At 58.4% G+C, this 24,146-nt stretch carries 20 protein-coding genes and 2 pseudogenes; 8 read left to right on the top strand and 14 right to left on the bottom strand.

All coding sequences use genetic code 11. The annotated features are described in order from the left end of the window. Positions 1–37: 37 nt before the first annotated feature. Complete coding sequence (locus tag EN851_RS16435) at positions 38–367, bottom strand: hypothetical protein (RefSeq protein WP_081714433.1); 330 nt, start codon at positions 365–367, stop codon at positions 38–40. Between the two features lie 1,348 nt (positions 368–1,715). Here EN851_RS16435 and EN851_RS16430 point away from each other — a divergent pair. Then, positions 1,716–3,830: a hypothetical protein gene (locus tag EN851_RS16430; protein WP_245454733.1), complete on the top strand. Its 2,115-nt coding sequence runs from the start codon at positions 1,716–1,718 to the stop codon at positions 3,828–3,830. A gap of 525 nt (positions 3,831–4,355) precedes the next feature. Here the strand turns inward: EN851_RS16430 and EN851_RS16425 are convergent. From EN851_RS16425 to EN851_RS16370, 12 genes are all read right to left on the bottom strand, one after another. Continuing rightward, positions 4,356–5,159, bottom strand: a complete 804-nt coding sequence (locus EN851_RS16425; protein WP_024505378.1) for a hypothetical protein — start codon at positions 5,157–5,159, stop codon at positions 4,356–4,358. Positions 5,160–5,515: 356 nt separating this feature from the next. After that, complete coding sequence (locus EN851_RS16420; RefSeq protein ID WP_024505377.1) at positions 5,516–6,553, bottom strand: EscU/YscU/HrcU family type III secretion system export apparatus switch protein; 1,038 nt, start codon at positions 6,551–6,553, stop codon at positions 5,516–5,518. Next, on the bottom strand, positions 6,550–7,368 hold the full coding sequence (gene sctT / locus EN851_RS16415) for a type III secretion system export apparatus subunit SctT (RefSeq protein WP_024505376.1): 819 nt from the start codon (positions 7,366–7,368) through the stop codon (positions 6,550–6,552). The genes EN851_RS16420 and sctT overlap by 4 nt, the downstream gene beginning before the upstream one ends. Positions 7,369–7,376: 8 nt before the next feature. Then, positions 7,377–7,652, bottom strand: a complete 276-nt coding sequence (locus tag EN851_RS16410; protein ID WP_024505375.1) for an EscS/YscS/HrcS family type III secretion system export apparatus protein — start codon at positions 7,650–7,652, stop codon at positions 7,377–7,379. A gap of 2 nt (positions 7,653–7,654) precedes the next feature. Next, positions 7,655–8,320 (bottom strand): type III secretion system export apparatus subunit SctR, encoded by a 666-nt coding sequence (gene sctR, locus EN851_RS16405; RefSeq protein WP_029354851.1) that lies wholly within the window; start codon positions 8,318–8,320, stop codon positions 7,655–7,657. Next, the gene (sctQ, locus tag EN851_RS16400; RefSeq protein WP_095769044.1) at positions 8,313–9,341 is read right to left on the bottom strand and encodes a type III secretion system cytoplasmic ring protein SctQ; all 1,029 of its coding nucleotides are present in this window, start codon (positions 9,339–9,341) and stop codon (positions 8,313–8,315) included. The genes sctR and sctQ overlap by 8 nt, the downstream gene beginning before the upstream one ends. 89 nt (positions 9,342–9,430) lie before the next feature. Next, a complete protein-coding gene (locus EN851_RS16395; RefSeq protein WP_032899688.1) occupies positions 9,431–9,943 on the bottom strand; it encodes a hypothetical protein in 513 nt (170 codons plus the stop codon). Next, the gene (gene sctN, locus EN851_RS16390) at positions 9,919–11,277 is read right to left on the bottom strand and encodes a type III secretion system ATPase SctN (protein ID WP_024505372.1); all 1,359 of its coding nucleotides are present in this window, start codon (positions 11,275–11,277) and stop codon (positions 9,919–9,921) included. The genes EN851_RS16395 and sctN overlap by 25 nt, the downstream gene beginning before the upstream one ends. Beyond that, a complete protein-coding gene (gene sctL, locus EN851_RS16385) occupies positions 11,274–11,897 on the bottom strand; it encodes a type III secretion system stator protein SctL (RefSeq protein WP_024505371.1) in 624 nt (207 codons plus the stop codon). Before sctL ends, sctN begins: the two co-directional genes overlap by 4 nt. Beyond that, positions 11,894–12,532: a nodulation protein NolU gene (locus tag EN851_RS16380; RefSeq protein ID WP_306462680.1), complete on the bottom strand. Its 639-nt coding sequence runs from the start codon at positions 12,530–12,532 to the stop codon at positions 11,894–11,896. The genes sctL and EN851_RS16380 overlap by 4 nt, the downstream gene beginning before the upstream one ends. Next, a complete protein-coding gene (gene sctJ, locus EN851_RS16375; protein WP_272483026.1) occupies positions 12,525–13,361 on the bottom strand; it encodes a type III secretion inner membrane ring lipoprotein SctJ in 837 nt (278 codons plus the stop codon). The genes EN851_RS16380 and sctJ overlap by 8 nt, the downstream gene beginning before the upstream one ends. Before the next feature lie 36 nt (positions 13,362–13,397). Continuing rightward, positions 13,398–13,907, bottom strand: coding sequence for a nodulation protein NolB (locus EN851_RS16370; RefSeq protein WP_024505368.1), 510 nt, complete (start codon positions 13,905–13,907; stop codon positions 13,398–13,400). A gap of 187 nt (positions 13,908–14,094) precedes the next feature. On the opposite strand from EN851_RS16370, the gene EN851_RS16365 reads away from it, so the two are divergent. Continuing rightward, complete coding sequence (locus EN851_RS16365; protein WP_024505367.1) at positions 14,095–14,793, top strand: secretin N-terminal domain-containing protein; 699 nt, start codon at positions 14,095–14,097, stop codon at positions 14,791–14,793. 301 nt (positions 14,794–15,094) lie between these two features. Then, positions 15,095–17,029 carry an HrpF/NolX family T3SS translocon protein gene (locus EN851_RS16360; RefSeq protein ID WP_024505366.1) on the top strand — a complete coding sequence of 645 codons (1,935 nt, stop codon included), beginning with the start codon at positions 15,095–15,097 and terminating at the stop codon, positions 17,027–17,029. A 1,137-nt stretch (positions 17,030–18,166) separates the two neighbouring features. Here the strand turns inward: EN851_RS16360 and EN851_RS36325 are convergent. Continuing rightward, the gene (locus EN851_RS36325) at positions 18,167–18,367 is read right to left on the bottom strand and encodes a hypothetical protein (protein ID WP_024505365.1); all 201 of its coding nucleotides are present in this window, start codon (positions 18,365–18,367) and stop codon (positions 18,167–18,169) included. Positions 18,368–18,467: 100 nt separating this feature from the next. Between EN851_RS36325 and glyA the strand changes: the two are divergent. From glyA to EN851_RS37110, 5 genes and pseudogenes are all read left to right on the top strand, one after another. Continuing rightward, positions 18,468–19,788: pseudogene (gene glyA, locus EN851_RS16345) on the top strand (serine hydroxymethyltransferase). A gap of 57 nt (positions 19,789–19,845) precedes the next feature. Further along, positions 19,846–21,021 carry a methionine adenosyltransferase gene (metK, locus tag EN851_RS16340; RefSeq protein ID WP_063169265.1) on the top strand — a complete coding sequence of 392 codons (1,176 nt, stop codon included), beginning with the start codon at positions 19,846–19,848 and terminating at the stop codon, positions 21,019–21,021. Positions 21,022–21,121: 100 nt separating this feature from the next. Continuing rightward, positions 21,122–22,135 (top strand): adenosine kinase, encoded by a 1,014-nt coding sequence (locus EN851_RS16335; protein ID WP_126063919.1) that lies wholly within the window; start codon positions 21,122–21,124, stop codon positions 22,133–22,135. 65 nt (positions 22,136–22,200) lie between these two features. Beyond that, entirely contained in the window at positions 22,201–23,235 is a 1,035-nt protein-coding gene (gene tdh / locus EN851_RS16330; RefSeq protein ID WP_126063920.1) for an L-threonine 3-dehydrogenase, read from the top strand. A 714-nt stretch (positions 23,236–23,949) separates the two neighbouring features. After that, a pseudogene (locus tag EN851_RS37110) lies at positions 23,950–24,118 on the top strand (transposase); the annotation flags it as partial. Positions 24,119–24,146 lie beyond the last annotated feature (28 nt).

Below are 24,146 nucleotides of genomic sequence, written 5' to 3'. Positions count from 1 at the left end.
ATAACGGCCTGTATGACCTCACGCCGGATTTCCCGCGTCAGGCATCTTCTGTGTCATCCAAAGCTTCATCGGCCTCAGCCATCGCATCGTTCGCGAATTGGAACGCGAACGATCGCAGGATACTTTGGAAGGCTTCACTTTGTGCTGCAGACTGTGAGTTGTCTTGAAGTTGATCATTTGAAACGGTCCGGTTATCCGCCCGATCGTTCCCGCCAGCTGCCTTGCCATCATTCCCACCAGCTGGCTTGCCATCATTGCCATCAGCCGGCTTGCCATCACCAGAATGCTCGGATTTCGAATCCCCATGGCCCTTTCGGATCAAGGAAGTCCCGAGGTTGCCAACTCCACTCCCAATTGCTGCTATCATCAGGTACTCCGGCATTTGCCATTGGCGGCGACGTGTTAAAGGTTAGCCTCGATCAAGCTAAGGGCGGGAGCTTTCGAGAACCTGACGGCTTTTGACAAAAACCGGCCAGCGCAAAAACGTATGCTCTGCAGGATGTTGCTCTCGCATCGAACAGTCGACCACGATCTCGGCTGTTCGGCCAATCCCGCCGTCCACGCATGCCGCGACCGAATGGCAGCCGCAGCAGCTCGTTTGCATCCTCGATGCTGTGGTGTCGAACAGGAGACACGGTCCACGTGCTGCATGACCGCAATGACCGTATTCTTGCTGGCTCCACGGGCGCACGCAACGAGCAGGAACTCGGTCTTTGCATCACCATTCTCTCGCCTGCACATCACGGCCCGGCGCGGTGAGCTCATTGGCTTCGAGAAGGTCGGCGACCGTACGAACATGGGATGGTCTGCCGGCTTTGGGAGGCCGGTGCGGATCCTCTTCTCACCATATCGAAAGCTTGAAGCGGTCGGATTTTCTTGCCCTGTTCGTGAGAACTCCCATCGTCAGCTAATCGTCAGCCAAGCGGTCTATCTAGGCCGGCCGTGCCTGACCTTCGGATCCAAAGGTCCCGTCTCGACACTTTTTGTAACTATAGATCGAAATGGTCCGCGTGATACGCAACGCACACGCTTCTCTGAAGCAAATGTGTGACTTTGTCGGTGGCGAACGAGAGGAGTGACGCATCAATAAAATCGTCAGGCACGTGTCTAGGAAGGGGAGCTAGCCGAGTTGGTCTGATTTCATTCGCTGTTCCTGGAAATCGGCGGACTGAAGCGCTGATAATCTCAGGACATCGATGGCAACGTTGCGAAAGTCCTGTGAGCTCGGGCCAATCTTGGCCTGCTACTGAGAAGCACTTTGGCGGGAACATTACGCCGTCGCGGGTCTGGCTGACCGTGACGTTAACCGAAAGATGCCGCTGGTCTCGTCAGCCGCCAGCACAATAGCAGCACATTCTCGCCTACTACGGAGACGCAATATGAAGGGCATTGGCCGACCACGGAAATCGCAGGCTGAAACTGGAGCCAGCCGCGCGGGGCGGGCGAGCAGTTCCCTTTCGCAATCAAGTCTTGCTGCGGGAGAAGGTGGACAGTCATTCGATTCCGTTGTGGAGCAGATGCGCTCTGGGGACGCCGATAGGAGGCCCTCCTCCCTTCCAGTTGCGCGCGGTCCAGGCGATGCCCGCGAAAGTCTGCCAGGCGCCTCGATTGGCGAAGATCAAATCCTGAACACACCGCGACGTGGAGCCGCTGCGCCACCACGCGGAACCGTAGCGCCACGTGGCGCAGCCGCAAGGCGGCGCGGTTCTCCCTCCATGTCTGAGGGCGAAGCCATGGCGCCGGTCGGTAGCCAACTATCAACCGCGCAGGTGGAAGGCACCAGCTCATCGTCAAATGAAGATATCAGTCCGACACAGCTCAGAATGAACAGTCTTGTTCAACAACTGACTGATTGCGAGGCTGCGGCCAGGAAAACCGACGTCCCCGAGGAGGCGGTGGAGCTGATCAGTCGGGTCGTCGATGCAGCCTCAGCAATTCTGGAGTACCGCGCTAGCCTGCCTGCGGCTGAGGCGCAGACAATTATGCCAGACGACAAGGTGCGTAGATGTTGCCAGATCGTGTGCGACGCCGCGAATGAAGTAGACAAACTTGGCCTGTCGACGATCACGAAATTGGACAAAAAGACCAAGAAAGCGGCAGGTATGGTCGATAAACTCTACTCCTACTCCCAGGCGGACCGGCAGGAGCTGTTGATTTTAAATGTGGAGAACCACCATACGGCGGCAATTAAGTGGTGGGAAAAAAAGGCATGGCGCTCCGAACGGCAGCGATCCGCCTGCGCTGCCACCGCTAGCCTATCCAGTGGAACGCCCGTGATGCGGGAAGCCGAGCGGTGCGCACTGCGGCTGCGTGCCGGCTCGGTACTGAGTGTCAGGATCTGGCTGGTCCGTGAGCGGATCGGTCTTGCGCGGGCCAAGATTGAACTGCGGGCGAGCAGGTTCGAGCCAGATTTGAAGGAACTCCTCGTCGGTCGAAATGGAGTGGTGCAGCTGATGGCAAGCGCCGCTCAAGAAGCTCTTCGCGCCCTCTCTTTGGCGAAGGGCATAATGGATGATGGCAAAACACTCAACGCTCATGATTGCGCGGTTGTAGAAAAAATCATGGAGCGGCTTTCGGATTTTGGATTGGCGTTGCACGAGGTGCATACCAAGCTAAGCCATACCTACCCAGATGCCGGCCTCCCATTGAAACTGTTCGAACGGATCGTGGACGATGCATGGATCACTGCGCACGATGCCATGCACTTGTTGAACCTGCAGTCTCCGCCGTCAGCCATCATGGCGCCACAGGCCCAGGCGGGCGCTGCGATGCCGGCCAGGGCAGGCGCTGCGATACCGGCTGGCACTGCTGGTACGGCTGCAGTGTCAGAAGGCACTACAGCGCGAAGGAAAGGGAAGTCAAAGCATAAGTCGGCAGCTCGCGCCGGGACTTCTGCCGCCGGGCAGCCATCAACACCAGTCGCTGCGAACGCCGGCACAGTGCCAGCAGCCAAGGTTCTCGCGCGCTCGGATCAAGTTGCGAGTACACAGGTGAGAGCGCAAGAGGTGGCTGCGAGTTCGTCGGGGGCAGGCTCGACAATCGGGGGCGCCGCGTTGTCAATGGAGGTATTGACGGAGCGGCTCAAACGATTGGACGAACTTTTGCAGTTCGATCTGGCCGGTCAGCAAAGCGTCGTCTCCCAAGTGCGCCAGATGAAGCCTGAGGAGGCCGGTAAGGTCGTGGACGATGTGGCCCAGTACCTGCGAGCCCAGGCCATTGAGATGCAAACCTGTCTCGCCGGGTTGCAGGGGCGTAATGTACGCCTGCTACTCACCTCCACCCAGCTACCCAAAGTGCACGAACGCACAGACCAGCTCAAAGGGTTGCTGAACATGGTGCTGGGACAGGCCAACGCATTGAATGAAGGAAAAGCCGGCATTACGACTGATTGCATGAAGACCTACGCATTTCCGGCGCAAAAATACCTGGAACATTTGTGCAATGCCGACGAATTGATGCCGCCGGAGGCACCGGTCGCGCTGCGTGGCGAGCCAGGAAAGCTGTTTGAGATGAAGCTGCAGCCCAAGATGCTGGTCAATGGTGCGATGCCGAGCCCGATGTGGGTGCACATCCACACGAGTCGCCCCGTCATGGCCAGAAACTTGGAAGGGCTGGCTGATTCCGAATTCACCGCTTGCCACGTTAAATCCAACGAACAGCGCGGCTACAATCGAGAGCGAGAGGAAGCCGATGCTAGGTCCGGTCGCGAGAAGGTCATAATTCATCGCGGCAAACTCACCCCCGCTTTCTGTAAGTCCTTGTTGACCTCAGGGCTTGGCCGCCAACCACGCCATTCGCGTGCCGAGCTCCCGTCGGCGCAGGCTGCATGACAGGGCACTCAGAATGCGGCCGGCCACGCTGTGAGTCAGCGAGCATTTCTCCTGGCCAAACCGCGAATGCCGCTGCGCGAGTTGCGGTCCGGCGATTGGAGTCGATCGGCTACCGTCAGGGCCGATTTGCGATGTCGCGTTACCGGCTGTTGACGTGGCGGCGTATCTTGCCTCCCATCCAACTTATCGCCGAGATCGCGCCGCCAAGATCGAGGCGGAAGGTCTTCCTGCGAGCGCGGAGCAGGCATAGCCGATCCGATCGGGATCGGCGCATCGCAACGACCCAACGGTGTGGTGGAGAAAATTGGATTCGGGAGAGCTCGGTTCCAAGAGGCGGAGTTCCGGCCCGAATACAATCCGCTCGCAAGCACCCACGATGCGCATCCGCAGTTTATTGTCTGGGAGATGGGCTGGATTGCTCGGCGGCGCTGGCGCTAAGGCGGGGCTGTCGCCGGACAATTAGCATTCACTGCCAACAGCCTTGCAACCGTCACCAGTTGCAAGGCTCGGCGGCGGGTCGACAAATCACATGAAATCGTCGTCGGACCCGCTATCGCTGCTGTCGCTATCCTCGGTTTTGTGGAGATAGAGTGGAGGTTTGCCTGCACGCTGCCACTCACCGGCACTGTTCTTCGTCCATTTGTCGGGATGCTGCGTAGGGTCAAGCACCAGGTCGCCATGATCCACTTCAACAAACCCCATCGTCTGCGCGCGCGCTTGTGCTTCCGGATTAGCCGCACGCCAATTCAGCAACGGTCGGTCGCCGTCTATCCGAAGTTGATGCTCCAGCAGAATATCGCCCGCATTTTCGACGAGCGGATGGGCGACTTGAAGATCCACTATGGAAGTGACCTCAGTTCGACCAGGAAATTGTTCCCGCCAACTTTCCGATTCGAACTCGTTCATGCTGAATCCGCCTTCCATTCTCAGCAGTCCGGCACTCCGGTCTCCCAATTGGTAACTGAAATATCGCGCGTGCTCCGTATCTCGACGGATGCCATATTGCTGAGCAACGTCCGCGGTGCGCCTGGCTCGTGACGATACGAACTCCGAATACTCTTGAGGATTGTCGGCGATGTGCGTGATTTCATCACCATGAAATTGCCTCACCTGTCTCCTGAAGGAAGTCCTGTTGATCTCCACCACAGGAGGTCGGGAATTGAGGGAGTATGCTTGGGGAGCCGCCGATGATGAGGCGCCGCTACCTTCCGATCCGGATAAGTGCATTCGGGCAAATGTGTCCGCGAACCCTTCGCTTCCTGCATCCGATTGCTCGCCGGCATTATGCGCGCGGTAACTATCGGATGAGCCACCAATTCGACCATACATGACGATTCGTACTCCTATGTTTCGCAACCGAGCTCAAGTTAGCACGGCTGTTCAACATAGGGCGCTTAGTTGACGACTAGCTGACGAGGGCATTCCAACGGCTGCACCAATCAAATCCGCACTGCCGGCCTCAAAACCTCGGACTGCGCCACGCACCGGCCAGCAGAGGCTGCAAGGTCATGCCCGGAGGACTTGCCGTAGTTGCTGGGTGGCAGATCCGAGGGGAGTGATTGCCCCAGGCCCGCGGTTGCGCGGTTGGCCTGACAGAGACACTGGGGCACGGATGGCCAGCCGACATTTGCCACTAGCATGGAGCCAGGTCAGTTTTGAACTGGGCAGTCGTGGACTTCCAATGACTAGGCCAAGCCTGCGGCAAAGAATGCTTTCGCGACAGGCTGGAAATATTGCATAGGAACCGCGTGGCCGAGTTTTGTAGTGCCTATCAGCTGACGCGCTAAGACATGGTCATGGACGATCGTCAGGCGTAGTGCCCGCGCCTCGCTCAACACATGTGAAACGCGCTCACCTTCGGCACGGCAAACTAAGAACGGCACCCCGGTTTCACCGCGAACGTAACGCAGACCGATCAGGACCGCCCTTCCTGTTAAGACCAGCGTGGCGCGATGCACGCCAAGCGCAGGCTCGTCGGCCGCCTCCTCGCGGATGCGACGCTGTTCACCTTTCAACTCTGGCGCTCCTTGCTGATCCTTCGACTCGCGCGTCACTTCGGTATTGGTCATGCGCATTTCGCGCAGATACAACGCGCGCTGGAGCAGAAGATCGATCAGTCCGCCGACCAGCAGTGCGCCGGCGCCAATTCCCATCAGCAATTTTGTCTCCATAAAGATGAGGCCAACACAGCCCATGCCGCAGATCGGCAGAGGGACCATTGTCTTCCACATCCCGAGAAGGACAATGGAAAAGGTTGCGCTGAGAACCAATACCTTGAACATGGTCTTGCAGACTTCGACCATGGAACGAGCAGACCCCAAGCGCTTCAGCCCTTCAAAGGGGTCAATTTTCTTAAAGCTGAGCTTCATCGGCTCCAGAGAGAAGACAAATCCACCATTGGCTAGCAGGCTGGCCAAAATCACCGCGGCGACAAGGGTTCCAAGCAGCGGGCCAACAGCCGCGACTGTGAGTTGGACGAGCACAACCAATGCCTGCGGCACCGCGGTATCGAAAGGTAGGCTCTGCAACTTGGTGGCTAATAGGAGCGCTTCCCGGCATTTGTCCTCGATCACGCTGCCTCTTAGCCAAAGGTAGCCGAGCCCAGCGCAAGTCCCGACCGCGCGGACGAAATCGGAGCTACGTGGCAGCTGTCCTTTTTTGCGCGCTTCACTTAACTTCTTCGGGCTGGCGGCGTGTGTCTTCTCTTCACTTGTGTCGCTCATGGCAGCAATTTGTCGAACCACTCCAGCACGCCGTTGGCACGTGTGACCTCCAGTTTCATGCTCTCCACCAGATAGGCAGCGTAGGTGACCATGAGAACTGGAAAGACAATGTTCTTGATTGCCGGAGACAGTTGGCTCGCCTTAAATTGCGGGGCAAAGCGACGCAGCAGCATCATCGATATATCAATCAGTATCAGGAAGAACACGACAGGCCCCGATACCAATAATGCCGTGCGCATTATGCTGTCGAGAAGCCCCAACAACTCCATTGCTCCTGGCCCACTCAGTGTCGGGTGAAACTGATACACCGGCCAGATCAAGTAGCTGCGGTACAGGACACTGATCAAAGTTTCCAGGCCTCCTGATCCGACGAATATGGCAATCGCAGTGATCCCCAGAAAAACGCCCATCGCGGAAGCCTGACTGTTCGTCGCGGGATCGGCCGAAGCGGTCGGGCTGCTGATGCCGCGTTGGTTGTCGATAAGCTCCCCGGCAGCCTGAAGGCCCCAAAGCGGAATGCCAAGAAAAGTGCCAAGGAGTACACCGACAAAAACTTCCTTGAATCCGAGCAGGGTTAGCTGGATCAGGCGCGTATCAGGATCCAGCGCCGGCAATCCGCCGCTGACGTGTGCCAGGCATGGTAGTGCGAAGCCAACAGCCAAACAGCCCCGGATCAGCCCACTGATCTGCGAGCGTGTGAATACGGGAAAGATCAGCATGATGCCCATCGCGCGGGCTGCCCCAAGACCTGCCGCAACGACGAGTTCGAGAGCCGTCTGGATCAGAATTTGAATATCGGCCGATGGCGCGTCCATGGGGCGGACTAGTAGCTAAGTGTCATTGCGGGAAACTCGGTGAAGATCTGATCGGCTAGCTCTATGAGCGGGGCGCTTAGCACAGGAGCAAACAGCCCAATCACCGCGACAACGACCAGAAGCTTCACGGTGAGCGGCAAGCTTTCATCCTGGATCTGCGTCGCCGCCTGGAGGATGCCGATGACGAGGCCGACAACCACTGATGCAATGAGCGGCGGTAGAATCCAGATCATGAAAACCACCAGTGATTGGCTCATAAGAGTAATGATGCTGGATTCAGTGATGATCAGCCTCCCGGTAACGTATAACTCAGCACAAGCCCATGCATCAATTTTGACCAACCATCAATGGCAACAAACAAGAAGATCTTGAACGGGACAGATATAACAGTTGGTGAGACCATCGACATACCCATTGCCATCAAGATAGTTGTCACTATCAGATCTATAACAATAAAAGGCAGATAAAGTAGAAATCCTATCTCAAATCCGCGCTTCAATTCTGATAGCAAGAAAGATGGTACAAGTATTGCAAAGTCATCAGGCGTGGCTGCAGCGTGCATTTCCTCTGGCCAGACCTTTTCTGTCGAAGATAGGAAAAATCGCCGCTGCTCTTCATTTGTGAATTTCTTGAGATGCTCGCGCAAGGGCTCACTTCCGGCTTTAGCGGCGCTTACCCAGTCGTCGAATGTCTGATAGTGGAGCTTGGGATCCGACATGCGGTCATAGGTCTGCTCAGCAACGGGCGCACTAACGAACATAGTGAGGATCATCGCCGCGGCGTACAGCACCACATTGGGTGGTATGGTCTGGGTCCCGAGCGCATTGCGGACGAGGAAAAGAACAATTGATACCTTTACAAAGGCCGTTGTCGTGGCAACTGCTAAAACCAGCAGACCGAGTCCGGCGGTAACCGCAAGAAGCGCCAGGATTGTCGGCTGAGCTTCACTCATTGCATGCAAACCCGCCACGGAGCCTGATGCCCAGCTCTTCTCCGATGCGGACAATGTCGCCACGCCCGATACGCTGACCATTGGCCACTATGTCGACCGGGCCGTCGATCGGCCATCCAAGTTCAAAAATATGCCCTTCGCCGGCACTTCTTAATTCCCCAAGAGAAATAGGCCAGCGGCCGCATTCAAAGACAAGCACGATCTCGACATCGTCGAGATCCTTAGTAAGCTCCAGTTGCGATCCGGGTTGTGTCATATGCGCACTCTCCAAAGGACACGGTCGCGGGCGGAAAGGCCCCCGCAAGATTAATTCATCGCCGTCAAGATCCGCCTCGGCGCACAACTGGCCGACAGCTAGGGTGATCTGGCCGCGGCCGAACGGCGCAATATCGGGCAACAATGCATCACCGACACATGCGCTTCGAAGAAGCGCCGCAGGAAGGCGAAGCGTGCCGACCTCTCCTGCAACAATGAGCGGGAGCTCTGGAGGCAGCCCGCCCAGCTGCCGCGGCAACTGGGCAAGCAGTTCGCCTAGCGCGCGAAACGCAGGCGGTACTAAGCCGTCAAGTGGCGTGAACAGGAATAGACGGCCCTTGCCCTTGACCGCGCCGAAAATGATGTCGAGTTCAAGATGAGGAGCCAGCATCGTGGCTTCGCATACCCGCACGAGTTGCACGTTCAGACGCGTCGTCTCCTCCAGTCGAGTGACAAGCGGCTCCAGAGCGAGTTCGAGAATTAGCGAAGCAGTTGGCTCGGAAGGGAAGGCCAAGCCGTTCTGCACTGTCGTGATGAACTCCTCTACGAGCGGGCGCGACAGTGACAAGATGACCGTTTCGGCTCCCACTCTCCAGACGCAGTCAAGCATCGGAATGGCAGCAGGTTCCTGCTGCCAGACAAGCCCTGCCGTTCGCACCGATAGCGGCACCTCGTTGATCCGGCTTTGAAACGGCGTGCGCGGCGCTGCTGTATCATTGAGCCACGAGACAACCGTGTGGGACAGTTTCAGAACTGGTTCGAACATGGCGGGTGTGACCGCAGCGCCTATCAAAGACTGCACGGTCGTGTCATTCGGACGACCTCTTGCGACCGTCGGATCCGGTTGCGCGGCATTTAGGCAAGCGACCCCCTCGCATATTTCAGCAGTATCTCATCGTCGGCCTCGATCTCGGCTGCGGCCTCCGAATGAGTCTCGACGGCGCGCCGCACGTCGTCCTCGATTTGTTGCCATTTGTCCCTTGCCGCCGAACATATGACCCATAGCTCCCTCGTCCTGGACGCCGCCATCTCAGCCTCCTCTTGAGCGATTTGGGTATCATCAAGCATCTGCCGTCTGGAATTGATCTCAGCGGCAAGTTGTTCAGTGTGAAGGCGGTGACGGTCGAGCGCTGCGCTAGACAAGTTGTCGAGTGACATCAGATGCTGATAGAGCGCTGCTTCTTTTCTTGAACAATGTTGCTGTATCATTGCAAGCTCCCTAGAGGCATTTTGTACGGCTGAGGCGGCCACATCGCGCTGGGCTTCCTTCTTGGACAGCTCGCCAAGGGCACGACGCTCTTGCATTTCCTTCAGAAGCCGTAACCTCGAAGACTGAATCCAGTTTACGCGGTCAGACGCGACATCCATGCGACCGTCTCCTCGAAATCTGACGCGTCATCTTCGCTCTGGCGCAGAAACTCCCTCAGTTCGTCGATTGACGCGACAGCCCGGTCAGTCAGGGGATCTCCACCTGGCTTGTATTCGCCAACATTGATCAAGAACTCGGTCTCGGCATAGCGCGACAGGAGCTCGCGGAAAATGGATGCTGCCTTGCGATGTGTCCCCGAAACGACTGCATCCATGACGCGGCTGCGACTCTGCAGCACATCAATAGCGGGGAAATGCGATCGCGCCGCAATAGCGCGTGAGAGGATGACATGGCCATCGAGAATACCACGCGATTCCTCGGCGATTGGATCACCCGTGCCATCACCCTCTACAAGCACCGTATAGAAGGCCGTGATTGAGCCCCGCTCACCCATGCCGGCGCGCTCGAGCAGGCCTGGCAGCATGCCAAAAACGGAAGGAGGAAAGCCCCGTCGCGTCGGCGGCTCACCCGCAGCAAGGCCTATTTCGCGCATAGCGCGGCAGAAGCGCGTCAGCGAATCCAGCATGAGAGCAACGCGTAGGCCTTGATCGCGGAAATATTCCGCGAGCGCAGTCGCCATTGGAGCGCATTGCGCACGCTCTACCGCCGAGCGGTCGGATGTTTCAACCACGACGACCGTACGGAGAAGGCCCTCTTCACCAAGATTCCTTTCGATGAATTCACGAACTTCCCGTCCACGTTCGCCTATGAGCGCCACTATGACGACGTCAGCGGCGGCACCCTTTACGATCTGTGACAACAGCGTCGACTTGCCACCACCTGGCTCGCCATAAATCCCGATCCGCTGGCCCTCGCCGCACGTCAGCAGACCATCGAGGACACGGACCCCAAGCGGGAATGGCCGCTCAATCATGCGCCTCGTCATCGGATTGGGGGCTCTGCCATGCAGGGGCCGAGTTTCGACGGTCTTGATTTCGCCTTTGCCGTCCAATGGGCGGCAACGACTGTCGATCACGCGACCGAGCAAATCGCCGCCGACGGGCACCTCACGCATTCGGCCAGTGGCCACGACCTCTGCGCGGCTGGATAGGCCCACCAAGTCCCCGATCGGTGTCAGCAATACACCATCACCCGACAGGCCGATCACCTCGGCCTCGAGCGACAGCCCGGTTCGCGGGTCCTCTAGGAGGCAAAGTTCCCCAATACGAGTGTCTGGCAAGACGGCATGAACCAGTGTGCCGATAGCCCGCGTGATCCGACCGCGCACCGCACGCGTGTCAATTCGCTTGGCCGCAGCCCTCAAAGACGAGATTGCTGGAACGAGAGCTCGAGTGTCGGCGTCAGCGTTATGTTCTGGGACGGGCTTTCTCATAGCTCGCCTTTCTCACAGAGCGTCCCGAAACCAAGGCGCAGCGCGCGCATCTGGGCGTCAAGTCCAAGGTCAACATTGCCGTACTCGCTCCACAGCACGCAGCGTTGCGGCGACAATGTCGGGTCGGGCTCGATCCGCACCCTTGGTCGACCATCCTGGCCGTCGCATCGAGCAAACTCTCGTGCAAGCATGTCGACTTGCATGGGAGAAACATGAAGGCAAACGTCGGCGCCGCTGTATTGACACTCTATGGCGTGACGAACAGCCCTCACCAATAGCTCGCCCGGATCGAAAGCGCCGATAAGATCGCTCAATATTTCCATCACGAGCTGCGGCAATTCCTGCTCCAGAGCCGCCTTTCGTCGCGCGATTTCGGAGATTGTCTCCGCAATCAACCCTGCCATCTCCTCGGTGCCTGCATTCGAGCCCTCCATGTGGCCGCGCGCCCACGCCCGCTGGTAAACCGCGCGTGCCCAGTTTCGAACGCGCTGCCGATGCCGTTCTGCCGCGGCAAGGGCTTGCGCGGCGCTGTGCCAGGTTTCGAGCTCGCTCGCGGGTATCAGTGGTCCGACTGGACGCATCTGCGGCGCTATTGGCCCCTCGGAAAGTTCGACTGTCATTTCACCGGGGTCTCTGTCTCAAAATGAGCTACTACAAGTGAAAGCAATTGGCCGGCGGCGGTCCAATGCTCATGTGCTGGAGTCTCCGCGGCAGTCCCCTCGGGCAATCGAAGAAGCACGCGGTTACGCTCGGTCGCTGAACTGTCCTGGAGCCAAGCTCCAAGACATGCGTGTCCATCGTATTCGATTTGCTGAGCGAGTTTTTCTGGGTCCGAGATCAGTCTTTTGTCAACAGCATGCAGCAGGTGTCGGATTCCGAATGCGTGTGCATCCACGCCGATGCGTTTAACAAGGATGGCAAGCTCAGGCTGAGAGACAAACGCGACCAGCGAACGGGCATGCCAGATACTACCAGCAAGAAGGGCCGCTCGATATGGATCATGCCCGCGTAGAAGGTCCGGCCTGCAGCCGATGTGGTTCAGATCCACGTCATCGTTGCCCAGCAATTCTGCCAGCCTTGGATGCAGTCTGGAACACTTCTGCAACTTCACTAACGTTTCGGCCGATAACGCTGGATCAAGACGCGCCGCAAGACGGGTTGGATGGGCCGAAGCCGCAAGCTCGCTCGCGCCCGGAAAGTGCGGACCATCAGGTCGGGCGGTCTGTATAGGCATTGGCAATGAGATGTCACCCACGTCCAATTGCAGGCATTCTTTTGCGAATGGCCTCGACAGCAGAAGCATCCCGGCGCCCCTCGACCTTGGAAACGCCGGTTGATTGCTTGCGCCGACGCGTAACAACGCCGATCAAGAGATAACAGGCCACGGCGAATACGGCTGCGGCAAAACCTGTTACGGTCGCCAGAAGTGGCGCAGGAAGAGGTAGTGATGCTTGTGGCAAAACAGCAGTCGGATCGGGCCGTTGCTCGTGTGCGGACCGTTCTACCGGCACCAAAACCACTTCCACCTTATCGTAGGACAGGCCTTCGATGCTGTCGGCTACAAGCATCTTTATCTTTGGCAGCAGAGCCGCGACATTTGTTTTTGCGTCGTGCCTGATAAACACCGAGGCCGAGGATGGCGTGGCACCGGCTCGCACAAGGTCGTTATGCGGCAGCACGACGTGAACACGTACAGAAAAAACGCCATCGATATCGCTGATCGTCCGCGACAACTCTTCGCTCAGGGCATACACGTAACGGGCACGCTCTTCGGTCGGCGAGGCAATCAGGCCTGATCCTTGGAATATCTCACCGAGGTTCTTGAAGGATTGGCGCGGCAGCCCCTTGGCGTTCAGAAGGTTGATTGAGAAGGCGAGCAGCTTTTCGTCAACCTGGATCGTGCTGGTTCCATCCTTGGCGACCACCCGGATCGCGGCGACCCCGTTGTCTTCAAGAAGTGCGAGCATTTCATTTGCCTCACGCTCTTGCAATTGCGTGTAGAGGTCGGCTTTGCAAGCAGTGAGGGCGACGAGAACTGGCAGCATGACAAGTCTAACCGACCGCCACCCTGACAGGCCACGCATGATTTCGCCCTCGGCCAAGCCAATCATGCGCGCGGTTCAGCCTTCCTTCAAAAGTTTATTCACGGATGATGTGACGCCGCTGACGCCTTTGGAGATAAGCGCCACCTGGGTGACGCCGTTGTAAACATCCCGAAGACCAGCCATCATCGTTTCGAAGTCTTGCCCTTGTTGGGGAATGCCCGAGATTCCGGTTCCCGCCTCACCTGGAACGGGAAGCTTCTGCGCCGGTCCCGGTAGAGCGCCCTTCGAAAGGGCTATGTCATGGTCGAGCGCGGGGAAGGAAACAGTGTTGTGTGGATATAGGGAGGAAATCGTCTGCAACACGCGATCGCCCATGCCGCTCGTCGGCGCAGCCGCGCGCTGAACATCCATCGCCGCAGCAACTGGCGCCGCACTCGCTGGCCCCGCGGCGGCATCGTTTTTCAGCGAGTCGGCTGCATGCCCTAAGGCGCGCTCAAACTGGGCCTGCTCGACAATCGACGGTGATCCGACCCTGGGGAGGCCAGCCGTTAGAGTGGCAGAGATCGACGTGACAGGCATCATCATGTAAGGACTCGGTTGCTCTCTCTGACCGGGCGAGCCCCGCCCATTCATCACCCGGTGTCGGCGCAACACTCCTAGGGGGGCAAGCTGACAACAAGCTGACTAACGGCGGCGTCATTTCGACAATCTAAAATCTCTTCGGCAATTTAGTCACTTGTGATGATTTCAGCGTTTGGTTTATCAGTGCGACATGCCGAGAACGCTTATCCAACCCGTCACCCTGCATGTTTTGAGACTTCTTTGTGCCGGGTTTTTTCTGTCCACCGGGATTCACCCGGCGCATGCAGTCCCGCTGTCCCTTCCGGCGACACCCTATAGATACACGGTTCTGGATCAGGAGCTCGCTGCAGCGTTGCAGGAATTCGGCAACAACCTGAATATCAGGGTCAACATCAGTCCTGCGGTGAAGGGGCGAATTCGCGGACGTATGCCTGATTTGCCACCGCGCGCGTTCCTCGACCGCTTGACGAACCTTTACGGTCTACAATGGTACTATGACGGCCTTGTGCTCTATGTGTCTGCTGCACAAGAATCGCAAACTCGAATGCTTTTGATGACGTCGATTCGCTTCGATGCGTTCAAGGGGGCTCTCGACAAGCTTGATATCTCCGACGAGCGCTATGTGGTCAAACCCGTGCCAGGCAATGGCCTCGTCTTCGTTTCCGGTCCACCGCGCTTCGTCGCACTCGTGGAGCAGACCTTTAACGGCTTGGTGGCGCAGGCGCAGGCGCAGACTCACATAGCGGCAACGCCAAAGGAATCAGTGCTGATCTTGTTTCGCGGCTCCTCCACTACGGTCGTTCGCGACGGACGACCGGATGCTTCTTATTCTTCTGACATCCCACAACAGGATAGCGTTGGCGGGAAGCCTGAGCTGGGCAAGAAATGAACATTGAGGATTTCCCGCAGCTCTGAAGAACATGACTGCGGCTACCCCTTTGTGAACTCTTCGCAAACTCGTCAGTTTCTCGAAAGCTAATCCGCTCATGATGAGTCCCGGCAGCTCTCGCGGTGACTCCGGCCATTGTGTTGGACCGAACCTTGGAGCCGGCCCGGAACACAGCAATTGAAGGCAGGGCAGGCGCATTCGTGACCTGCCGACGCTTGGAATTGTCGAATTTTGTGAAACGCAAGGGATCTTCTGTCGGGGTCTCTTGTGGGGATTTCAACGTCACGTCTGAGGATGCATAATGTCGGCCAGTAATCTTTCAACTTTCTACCGCTCAAATTCGCTACAGTCCGCAAGGGGTTGGCCGGGCCTGAAAGTTTCCCATTTTGCGACCCAGCATCAGCAAAGTGCATCGTGCTTCGAAGCGATGCTGTCCACTTGTGTGCTGGCAGACAAGCCCGGCTCTTTCGCGCAAGGGGATCTGCCAGCGTCGAATCTTGATTCGACAATGGATAAATTGCGGCAGGACCCTTTGGGCCATCTGGCACCGGATGTCTTGACATTGAATGGCTTGGAGCAACACCCACTGGATCTGCTGCCGCCAAATATGAGGGCGGCTCTCAAGGAGGACCAATCGCAACGCTCCAAGGCGACTGAAGCCCAACATCTGCTCGGCGTCACTCCGAAGATCGAGCCGGCTCCCAGGCCGAGCCCCGGAATCACGTGGAACGGTGGGTCGCTGACCACGGCTGAGTTGCAGATTGTTGCGGTACTCAACCGTCACAAGGACCAATGCCCGCTTACTTGGAAGTCGTTGACCGACAAAGCCAATGATCCCTCTACGCCACCGGATCTGAAAGCGGCGATCCAGGGACTGCAGCAGGATTCGGGACTTTTTTATGCGATTGGCTCGCAGGGCGACGGCCGCTGTGGAGGCAAGATCAACGCCAAGGACTTGGCCGGATTTTCAAACCACCACCCACAAGTTGCTGCATTTCAGGAAGCCCAAGCGCGAAGCTACGAGCAGAACTACATACCATCCGACGGCAGCGGAGGTTTGCAGCCTTCGGTCATGACCTTGAGCGATGCCTTGCGGGAGTTTTACCGGTACTCCGAAAATCTGTCCAAGGACCTGAGTCTGGATGAGTTCAAGAAAATGGTCGGCGGCGAATCGAAAAACGGCAAATTTCCGCCCCAGGTCATTGCGGCGGCGCAATATTTCCTCGATCACCCCGATGCTTGGAACCAGTTGTGCGGTGGCTCGAAAGGGAAGATGCACAAAGAGGATTTCCTGCAAGTCGCCTCATCGTCGATGAGCCTCACGCAAACTGAGCTGAATACGGTCGAGATGATCAAGGACCATCAGGACACGTTCTTTGGAAGCGGTGTTCTGACTCGCGACAAACTGGCGAAAATGAAAGACGACAAGAGCCTTGATCCGAAAGTGCGGGAAGCAGCCTCTCAGCTCCTTTCAGATCCTCTTCTGTTTGGCCTCCTGAACAATTCGATCACGGGCTATAAGACCCATCATAAATTCTTCGACTTTGGCGGCGGGCATACGGTTGATTCCGGCAATATCAGCAAAAAAGACTTTGCCCATTTTTGCACAAACATGTCGTCTGCGAACCGCAACGTTCAGCAGCCAATCACCCACGGCGCCCAAACCGCAGAAGAGCAGAATGCCGTCGCGGACATGAAGATGGGCCTGATGGACCAGCCTGACATTAAGTCAGCCAAAAAGAACGGCGGGGCCGTCATGCACGTCGTCGACTCCGTGCTCAAAATCGAGACGAAAGTGCTCGACTTGGCGGCAACGGCGGTGGGACTGCTCAGCTTCATTCCGGGCCTCGGACAAGTAGCCGATCTTGCCTCGATGGTTCTCGAGGCTGAGTCGCAAGCAGCCAATCTCCTGCGTACGGCCATTAACGGAGGCGATATGAAGCGAGCGCTGGAGGAAGCTGGCCTCAATATGGCCGCGCAGGCGATCGGCCTTATCGCAGGCCCCGAGGTCAAGCTGGCCATTCGAAATGGGCTCGTAAAGCACCTGATGGAAGAGGCCTTGGCGGCAGGCATTGATCTTTCGGTCTCGACGGCGCAGGACTACGCAGAAGGCTATGTGAATAACCTCAAAGCGCGCCTTGCAGGCGGCCCTGAGCAAAGCCTAGGCCTTCCGAGCATGCCATCATTCCAGAGTGTGGCAAGCAATGTGCCCTTCGTCGGCATTGCCTTATCCTAGCCGTCGCCTTGCGCGGAAGCTTTGGCTCGCGCGCTGACATAAGGGTCATTGTGGCACAAGCAGGGGTTCATCCGCATCAACGCAGCGGTGTTCCTGACGCCATCTGGATCGGACTGTGAGGGGGATGTCCGAAGTCTGTGAAGGCTTCGGTATATGACGACTTCAGAGTTACGCTGAGCCCAGCCATCTCGAGCCGGTGCGCCGGGTCGAGGTTTTCACGGGCGCCGGCCGGCAGCGGGAATGGTCTCCGGAAGGCACGGCGCGGATGGTGGCGGAGCGGCGCAGCCGAAGGAACGGCTGTCGCGCGCCCAGGGCGGCCTCCCGAACAGCAGACGATGATCTCCTGCCTTGGGCCTATATCCTTGTGCCCACGCTCAAGGCAGTCGGCTGAAAACAGCGCTGATTTAAAACAGCATTATCCTGCACTGCACCCTCGATCCTTGCGCTCACCGATCGCTCGTCGACACGCACGCGGTCAAGTCGTTATCGGCGCTATGCCGATGGGCTTCGAGAGCAAGGTGGACGCTGAGCGGTGCGTCAGCCTCAGGGCGCGGCTGGCCAGCTTTGGGTCTCACGCTCTATGACGGCAACACCCGGCTGATCAACTTGGCCTGTTCGCGGGCTCCCGGCAGCGGCGCGGAAGCCACGGTCCGCCTTCCTCGGCTTCAGGCCAAAGATACCGCAGCATGCTCCAGAGCTATGTCTGCCGCCTCCGCCCCATCGTCGCTGGTCATGTGGAAAGGACAAGCAGGCTACGCACCCCATAATCCCGTCGGGCAGGATTCGACAGTCGACGGCGAGACATTCGCCAAACCTCACCCTTGATTCTCAGCAACGTTAAAAAAAATTCACATAATGTTCGTGAGTGTAGTCTCCTGTCAGGTGGTACATTAGCCCCAATATCTGGCGTCTTAGTCGTAGAAAGGACTGTGATCCATCTTCCATTAGCATCCATACCAGCGGATTTACAGCAAATGACGAGAGAGGTCTCATGCGGATTGATGGGGATAGAAGGGCTAGCGGCTTGCTGCATCCCGTCCGGGTTGATGCCAACCAATGTTGACACTGGTAAATCGCCTAAGGACGGCAGCGCATCTTGATCGCCTTCGAATCCTGGGCCTTTGCGCGCATGCGGATCTAACCGTCGGCGAGCTGGCCGATATTACCAGTCTGCCTCGCGAGCAGGTTCGACGCCACGTTCGGCGGCTGGGCAGAGCCAACTTTCTTTGCTGCAACGAACAACGTCCGCAGTCTTCGTACCATATGCAAGCAGGAGGCAAGGATGGCGGGCTGGCTCAATTGGTGGTCGATCTCCTGCCCCACGATGATGGCCATCATAAAAGAGACCTACAACGCCTGGAAGCAATACAAGACGCGCGGTTGAAGGGACCGCCTGCTTGATCGTGAAATAGATCAGTCCAAATGGAGCGCGACTACCATGGATAACTCCGCCGGCGGCGCCATCGCGCAGCCCGACACTTACGGGCGGCCTCACTTAGCCGCCGTCGACTCCCGCGTTCACGAACTGCTTCTAAGACAGGAGCGTCAGGAGCGGACAACTCTCAAACTGATCGCCTCCGAGAACTTTGCCTCCTCGGCGGTGTTGGAAGCGACCGGGTCGATTTTCACCAACAAGTATGCCGAGGGATACCCCGGTGCGCGCTACTACGCCGGAAACGAGATCGTCGATGAGCTTGAGACCCTCGCGATCGAGCGCCTGAAAGCGCTATTTGGCAGTGAACACGCCAACGTCCAGCCTTATTCAGGCTCGCCAGCCAACCAGGCTGTCTATCGCGCGCTTTTGAGCCCCCGTGACAAAGTCATGGGCTTGCCTTTACCCGAAGGCGGCCATCTGACTCACGGTTGGTCCGTCAATTTTTCCGGCAGCGATTATCAGCGCGTCCCGTACAGGCTGCACGAAAAGACACAGCAAATTGACTATGACCACTTGCGCGAGACCGCCAAGCGGGAACGCCCGAAGCTAATTTGGGTCGGCGGAACTGCTTATCCGCGTATTTTTGACTACGCGGCAATGGCCGAAATTGCTTCGGAGGTGAACTCGTATCTGGTGGCTGACATCGCCCACATCTGCGGCCTGGTTGTCGCAGGAGTGCATCCGAACCCCGTGTCCCATTGCGATGTGGTCACCAGCACCTCTCACAAGTCGATCCGCGGTCCCCGGGGTGGCTTCATTTTATCAAGGAATGAAGACCGTTATCAGCCCCTCCATCATCCGAAGAGCAAACACAATCTGCGCCGTGTTCCCTCTTCTGCAAGGCGGACCGCATATGAATACTATCGCCGCGCTTGCCGTCGCTTTGCAGGAAGCAGCGAACTCGTCCTTTCGTGTCTACGGTCAGCAGATCGTCCACAACGCCAAGGCTCTGGCCCAGGCGCTTCTGGAGCGAGGTTATGAACTCGTCACTGGGGGCACTGACAATCACATGCTGATCCTTGATCTTCGGGACCGGCCGCTGTCAGGCAAAGCCTATGCGGAGCGCTTATCGCGTGCAGGCATCATTGCGAATTTCAATATGGTCCCGGGCGACCGGCGGCATCCGGCGCTGACAAGCGGCATCCGCTTAGGGACACCAGCGGTGACGTCCATGGGCATGCGCGAAACGGAGATGGTGCAGATCGCCGCTTTCATCGACTCGGTCTGCCGCCAGCCCGATGACCAGGAAGTTCATGCGAGCGTACGAAGAGACGTTGCCGACTTCTGCACTGCGTTCGATGTTCCCGGCATCCGCGACCGATAAGCCACCCCAATCCAGAAACTCCTCACTAACTCCAGCACTTGAAGCGAGGGCATTTTTATGACCAGGCAGTTCGTGTTCTCTTCCGAATCCGTCGGCGCGGGACACCCCGACAAGATGGCAGACAACATCTCCGATGCCATTCTCGATGCGGTCCTGCGCACCGATCCGAAGGCGCGCGTCGCCTGTGAAGTGTTGGTGAAGACGGGGATGGTCGTTGTGGCTGGCGAGATCACCAGCCATGCCCACATCGATTACAGCCAAGTCGCCCGCGATACGATACTCGATATTGGCTACGACGATGATGCGATTGGCTTTGATGGTCGACGTTGCGCCGTCGTTCTGGCCCTCACCGAGCAGTCGCCCGACATAAGCCAGGGCGTTGATGAAGGACGAGGGCAGGATCTCGGGCAAGGGGCAGGGGATCAGGGCATCATGTTTGGATTCGCATGCAACGAGACGGATACATTGATGCCCCTGCCGATCCAACTCGCTCACCATTTGACGAAAAGACAGGCCGAGGTCCGGAAAGCGGGACAGCTTGGCTGGCTGCGTCCGGACGTGAAATCTCAAGTGTCGGTACGCTACGAAGGGCTCCGCCCGGTGGCGCTGGATACCATAGTCCTGTCAACGCAGCATGACGAAGCGGTCTCACAAGCCACGGTCCGCGAAGGCGTCATTGAGGAGATCATAAAACCGGTCCTGCCGGCCCACCTGGATACTTCGGGGATCAGATTTCTGGTCAACCCAACAGGGCGGTTCGTGGTCGGTGGGCCTGCCGGCGACTGCGGCCTCACAGGACGGAAGATCATCGTCGATTCCTACGGTGGGACCGGGCGTCACGGCGGCGGTGCCTTTTCGGGCAAGGACCCATCCAAGGTTGACCGCTCGGCGGCCTATGCCGCCCGGTATGTCGCGAAGAACATCGTTGCCAGCGGCCTTGCAGAGGTCTGCGAGGTTCAGCTTGCCTACGCGATCGGCGTGGCCAGTCCGGTTTCTGTCATGGTCAATACCTTCGGAACCGCAAGGATCGAGGAAAAAAGGATCGAGCGCCTTGTTCTCGAGGTTTTCAATCTCCGACCGAAAGGCATCATCAAGATGCTTGATCTCTTACGGCCGATATACCGCAAGACGGCGACATACGGACACTTCGGGCGTGAAGAGCCTGAGTTCACTTGGGAGAAGACGGACAAAGCTGACGATTTGCTGCGTGAAGCCGGACCGGCAGCTGCGTGAGGGCGGCTGGATCAAGCGCATGCGGCAACCCATTTCAACTCGCGAGACCACGCCCGGCCGGCGTGGCAAGAAGCCGGCTCGGGTTTTGGCGGAGATTTTGATGCCGGATTATGACGTGCTTTGCATCGGCAATGCCATTGTCGACATCATCGCCCAGTGCGACGAGGAATTCCTCGAGACCAACGGCATCATCAAGGGCGCGATGAACCTCATCGACACACAACGCGCCGAACTGCTCTACAGCCGCATGGGTCCGGCGATCGAAGCGTCCGGCGGCAGCGCCGGCAACACGGCGGCCGGCGTCGCCAGCTTTGGCGGCCGCGCGGCCTTCTTCGGCAAGGTCTCCAACGATGCGCTGGGCGAAATCTACGCCCACGACATCCATGCGCAGGGCGTCGCCTTCGGCACCACGCCGCTCAAGGGTGAGCCGCCGACGGCGCGCTCGATGATCTTCGTCACGCCCGACGGCGAGCGCTCGATGAACACCTATCTCGGCGCCTGCGTCGAGCTTGGCCCTGAGGATGTCGAAGCCGACAAGGCGTCCGGCGCCAAGGTCACCTATTTCGAAGGCTATCTGTGGGACCCGCCGCGCGCCAAGGAGGCAATCCGCCAGACGGCGAAGCTGGCGCACGCGGCAGGCCGAGAAGTGTCGATGACGCTATCGGATTCGTTCTGCGTCGACCGCTACCGCGACGAATTCCTCGACCTGATGCGCTCGGGCACGGTCGACATCGTCTTTGCCAACAGCCACGAGATCAAGTCGCTCTACCAGACATCGTCGTTCGACGAGGCGCTGGCCCAGATCCGCAAGGATTGCCGGATCGCCGCCGTCACCCGCTCGGAAAAAGGCTCGGTGATCGTGCGCGGCGACGAGACCGTGGTGATCAAGGCGACCGCCATCAAGGAACTGGTCGACACGACGGGCGCCGGCGATCTCTATGCCGCCGGCTTCCTGCATGGCTACACGCAAGGCCGCGACCTGCAGACTTGCGGCGACCTTGGCTCACTGGCAGCCGGATTGGTGATCCAGCAGATCGGCCCCAGGCCCCGTCAGAATTTGCGCCGCGAGGCCGAGCAGGCGGGGCTGACCATTCCGGACGTTCAAACGAGTTAGTGGCCTACCTTCCCGTTGTGCAGGCTATCTCGCCAGAAGCGCAATCACGGAATAGGGAAATCCTGATGTCGAACATGATGAAGGCGCTTGTGAAGGCCAAGGCCGAACCGGGCATCTGGATGGAAGAGGTGCCGGTGCCGGAAATCGGCCCCAACGACGTGCTGATCAAGATCAAGAAGACGGCGATCTGCGGCACCGACGTGCACATCTACAATTGGGACCAGTGGGCGCAGAAGACGGTGCCGGTGCCGATGGTGACGGGCCATGAGTTCGTCGGCACCGTTGCCGATTTCGGCGCAGCGGTCACCGAATACAAGGTCGGCCAGCGTGTATTGGGCGAAGGCCACATCGTCTGCGGCCATTGCCGCAACTGTCGCGCCGGGCGAGGGCATCTGTGCCGCAACACACTCGGCGTCGGCGTCAACCGTCCAGGCGCCTTCGGCGAGTATCTGGCGATCCCGCAGCACAATGTCGTGCCGATCCCCGACGATGTGCCCGATGAGATTGCCGCGATCTTCGATCCCTTGGGCAATGCCGTCCACACCGCATTGTCCTTCGATCTGGTCGGCGAGGACGTGCTGGTGACTGGCGCCGGGCCGATCGGCATCATGGGCGCGCTCGTCGCCCAATGCGTCGGCGCGCGCAAAGTGGTCATCACTGACATCAACCCGGTGCGGCTGGCGCTAGCCAAGAAACTCGGCGTCCAGCATGTCGTCGACGCCTCGAAGGAGAAGCTGCGCGACGTCATGCCGGTGCTCGGCATGACCGAGGGGTTCGACGTCGGGCTCGAAATGTCAGGCGCCGCCCCCGCTTTCCGCGACATGATCGACACCATGAACAATGGCGGCAAGATCGCCATTCTGGGCATCGCGCCGACCGGCTTCGAGATCGACTGGAACAAGGTCATCTTCAAGATGCTGCATCTCAAAGGCATCTACGGCCGCGAGATGTTCGAAACCTGGTACAAGATGATCGCGCTTGTGCAGGGTCCGCTGGATGTCTCCGGCCTGATCACCCACCGCATCGGCATCGACGATTTTCAGATCGGTTTCGATGCGATGAAGAGCGGCAGTTCCGGCAAGGTGGTGATGGACTGGTAGGGATTGCCTTGGCCGCTATTCAGGAAAAGCTGACGACAGCACCTCTGGTCCGCCGGACATTTTCCAACTAGGGGAACATGGCTGGGTGGAGAGCTATGGCTCCGCTACGTGCGCTCGCTAATCATACACGGCGACGTATCGCGGCCCACCCGGTGACGGTCGATGGGGCAATTCGCTTCAGTCGATGACGGAAACCCGGTGAACCGATGCTGAGGCCCCGACGCGATCGTCTATTTCCTATGATCTGCGATTGAGGTCGAGGTGTTGCCGCTTTCAGCGGGTAAAATGCGATAGACGACTTCCGGTACCCTTCCGGTCAGCGAAAAGGAAGGCAACGAGCCGCATTGCCTCAAGCAAAATGTTACCAATAGTGTCCTGTTCCAAAGGGGATGGACAGGTCGTGCCATTCCGGTTCGGGGGAAGGATGGCGCGGCTCAGCATGGCGACACGGTGAAGCGGCGATCGTGGAGCTTTATTGCGGCGTTGACAAGCGGCGCATTCTGGATGAGTTCGAGGCGGTAACCGGCTATTATTCGCAAGCGCGCGATCCGTCTTATGAACCGTCGTGAGCAGAGGCCGTCTGCGGGCAAGAGCCGCAGCCGCTGTTACGGCAGCGATGTCCGCGACGCGCTCATCGTGTTGTGGGAGGATTCGGAGCGGCTGGGTCCGCATCGACGCTCGCGGCGGCCAGCGCCGCCGGGCAGGAATGAGTTCGCAGTTCGCCGCTCGGTGCCAGCCCGCACCTTCGGCGATTGGAAAGATCCGCCGCCCGGCTTTGTTGAGCGCATTCGGGCACGTCTTCGTCAGGGAGCTTCGTGCAGACGATGGTGCTGACCGGATTGCCGCCGGCTGGACCGATTGCATTCCGCTCCGCACGCGCGACAGCGGCAATGTGATCATGGCGATCAAGC

Source organism: Mesorhizobium sp. M8A.F.Ca.ET.208.01.1.1 (assembly GCF_004791315.1).
Lineage (GTDB): Bacteria > Pseudomonadota > Alphaproteobacteria > Rhizobiales > Rhizobiaceae > Mesorhizobium.
The sequence above is the reverse complement of the archived record's forward strand: the minus strand, read 5'-3'. Positions and strand labels throughout refer to the sequence as shown.

Coding starts and splice junctions, on each gene's coding strand:
- EN851_RS16435 (WP_081714433.1), bottom strand. CDS start 367: ATGATAGCAGCAATTGGGAGTGGAGTTGGCAACCTCGGGACTTCCTTG.
- EN851_RS16430 (WP_245454733.1), top strand. CDS start 1,716: ATGTCTGAGGGCGAAGCCATGGCGCCGGTCGGTAGCCAACTATCAACC.
- EN851_RS16425 (WP_024505378.1), bottom strand. CDS start 5,159: ATGTATGGTCGAATTGGTGGCTCATCCGATAGTTACCGCGCGCATAAT.
- EN851_RS16420 (WP_024505377.1), bottom strand. CDS start 6,553: ATGAGCGACACAAGTGAAGAGAAGACACACGCCGCCAGCCCGAAGAAG.
- sctT (WP_024505376.1), bottom strand. CDS start 7,368: ATGGACGCGCCATCGGCCGATATTCAAATTCTGATCCAGACGGCTCTC.
- sctR (WP_029354851.1), bottom strand. CDS start 8,320: ATGAGTGAAGCTCAGCCGACAATCCTGGCGCTTCTTGCGGTTACCGCC.
- sctQ (WP_095769044.1), bottom strand. CDS start 9,341: ATGTTCGAACCAGTTCTGAAACTGTCCCACACGGTTGTCTCGTGGCTC.
- EN851_RS16395 (WP_032899688.1), bottom strand. CDS start 9,943: ATGGATGTCGCGTCTGACCGCGTAAACTGGATTCAGTCTTCGAGGTTA.
- sctN (WP_024505372.1), bottom strand. CDS start 11,277: ATGAGAAAGCCCGTCCCAGAACATAACGCTGACGCCGACACTCGAGCT.
- sctL (WP_024505371.1), bottom strand. CDS start 11,897: ATGACAGTCGAACTTTCCGAGGGGCCAATAGCGCCGCAGATGCGTCCA.
- sctJ (WP_272483026.1), bottom strand. CDS start 13,361: ATGCGTGGCCTGTCAGGGTGGCGGTCGGTTAGACTTGTCATGCTGCCA.
- EN851_RS16370 (WP_024505368.1), bottom strand. CDS start 13,907: ATGATGATGCCTGTCACGTCGATCTCTGCCACTCTAACGGCTGGCCTC.
- EN851_RS16365 (WP_024505367.1), top strand. CDS start 14,095: ATGCCGAGAACGCTTATCCAACCCGTCACCCTGCATGTTTTGAGACTT.
- EN851_RS16360 (WP_024505366.1), top strand. CDS start 15,095: ATGTCGGCCAGTAATCTTTCAACTTTCTACCGCTCAAATTCGCTACAG.
- EN851_RS36325 (WP_024505365.1), bottom strand. CDS start 18,367: ATGATGGCCATCATCGTGGGGCAGGAGATCGACCACCAATTGAGCCAG.
- metK (WP_063169265.1), top strand. CDS start 19,846: ATGACCAGGCAGTTCGTGTTCTCTTCCGAATCCGTCGGCGCGGGACAC.
- EN851_RS16335 (WP_126063919.1), top strand. CDS start 21,122: ATGCCGGATTATGACGTGCTTTGCATCGGCAATGCCATTGTCGACATC.
- tdh (WP_126063920.1), top strand. CDS start 22,201: ATGTCGAACATGATGAAGGCGCTTGTGAAGGCCAAGGCCGAACCGGGC.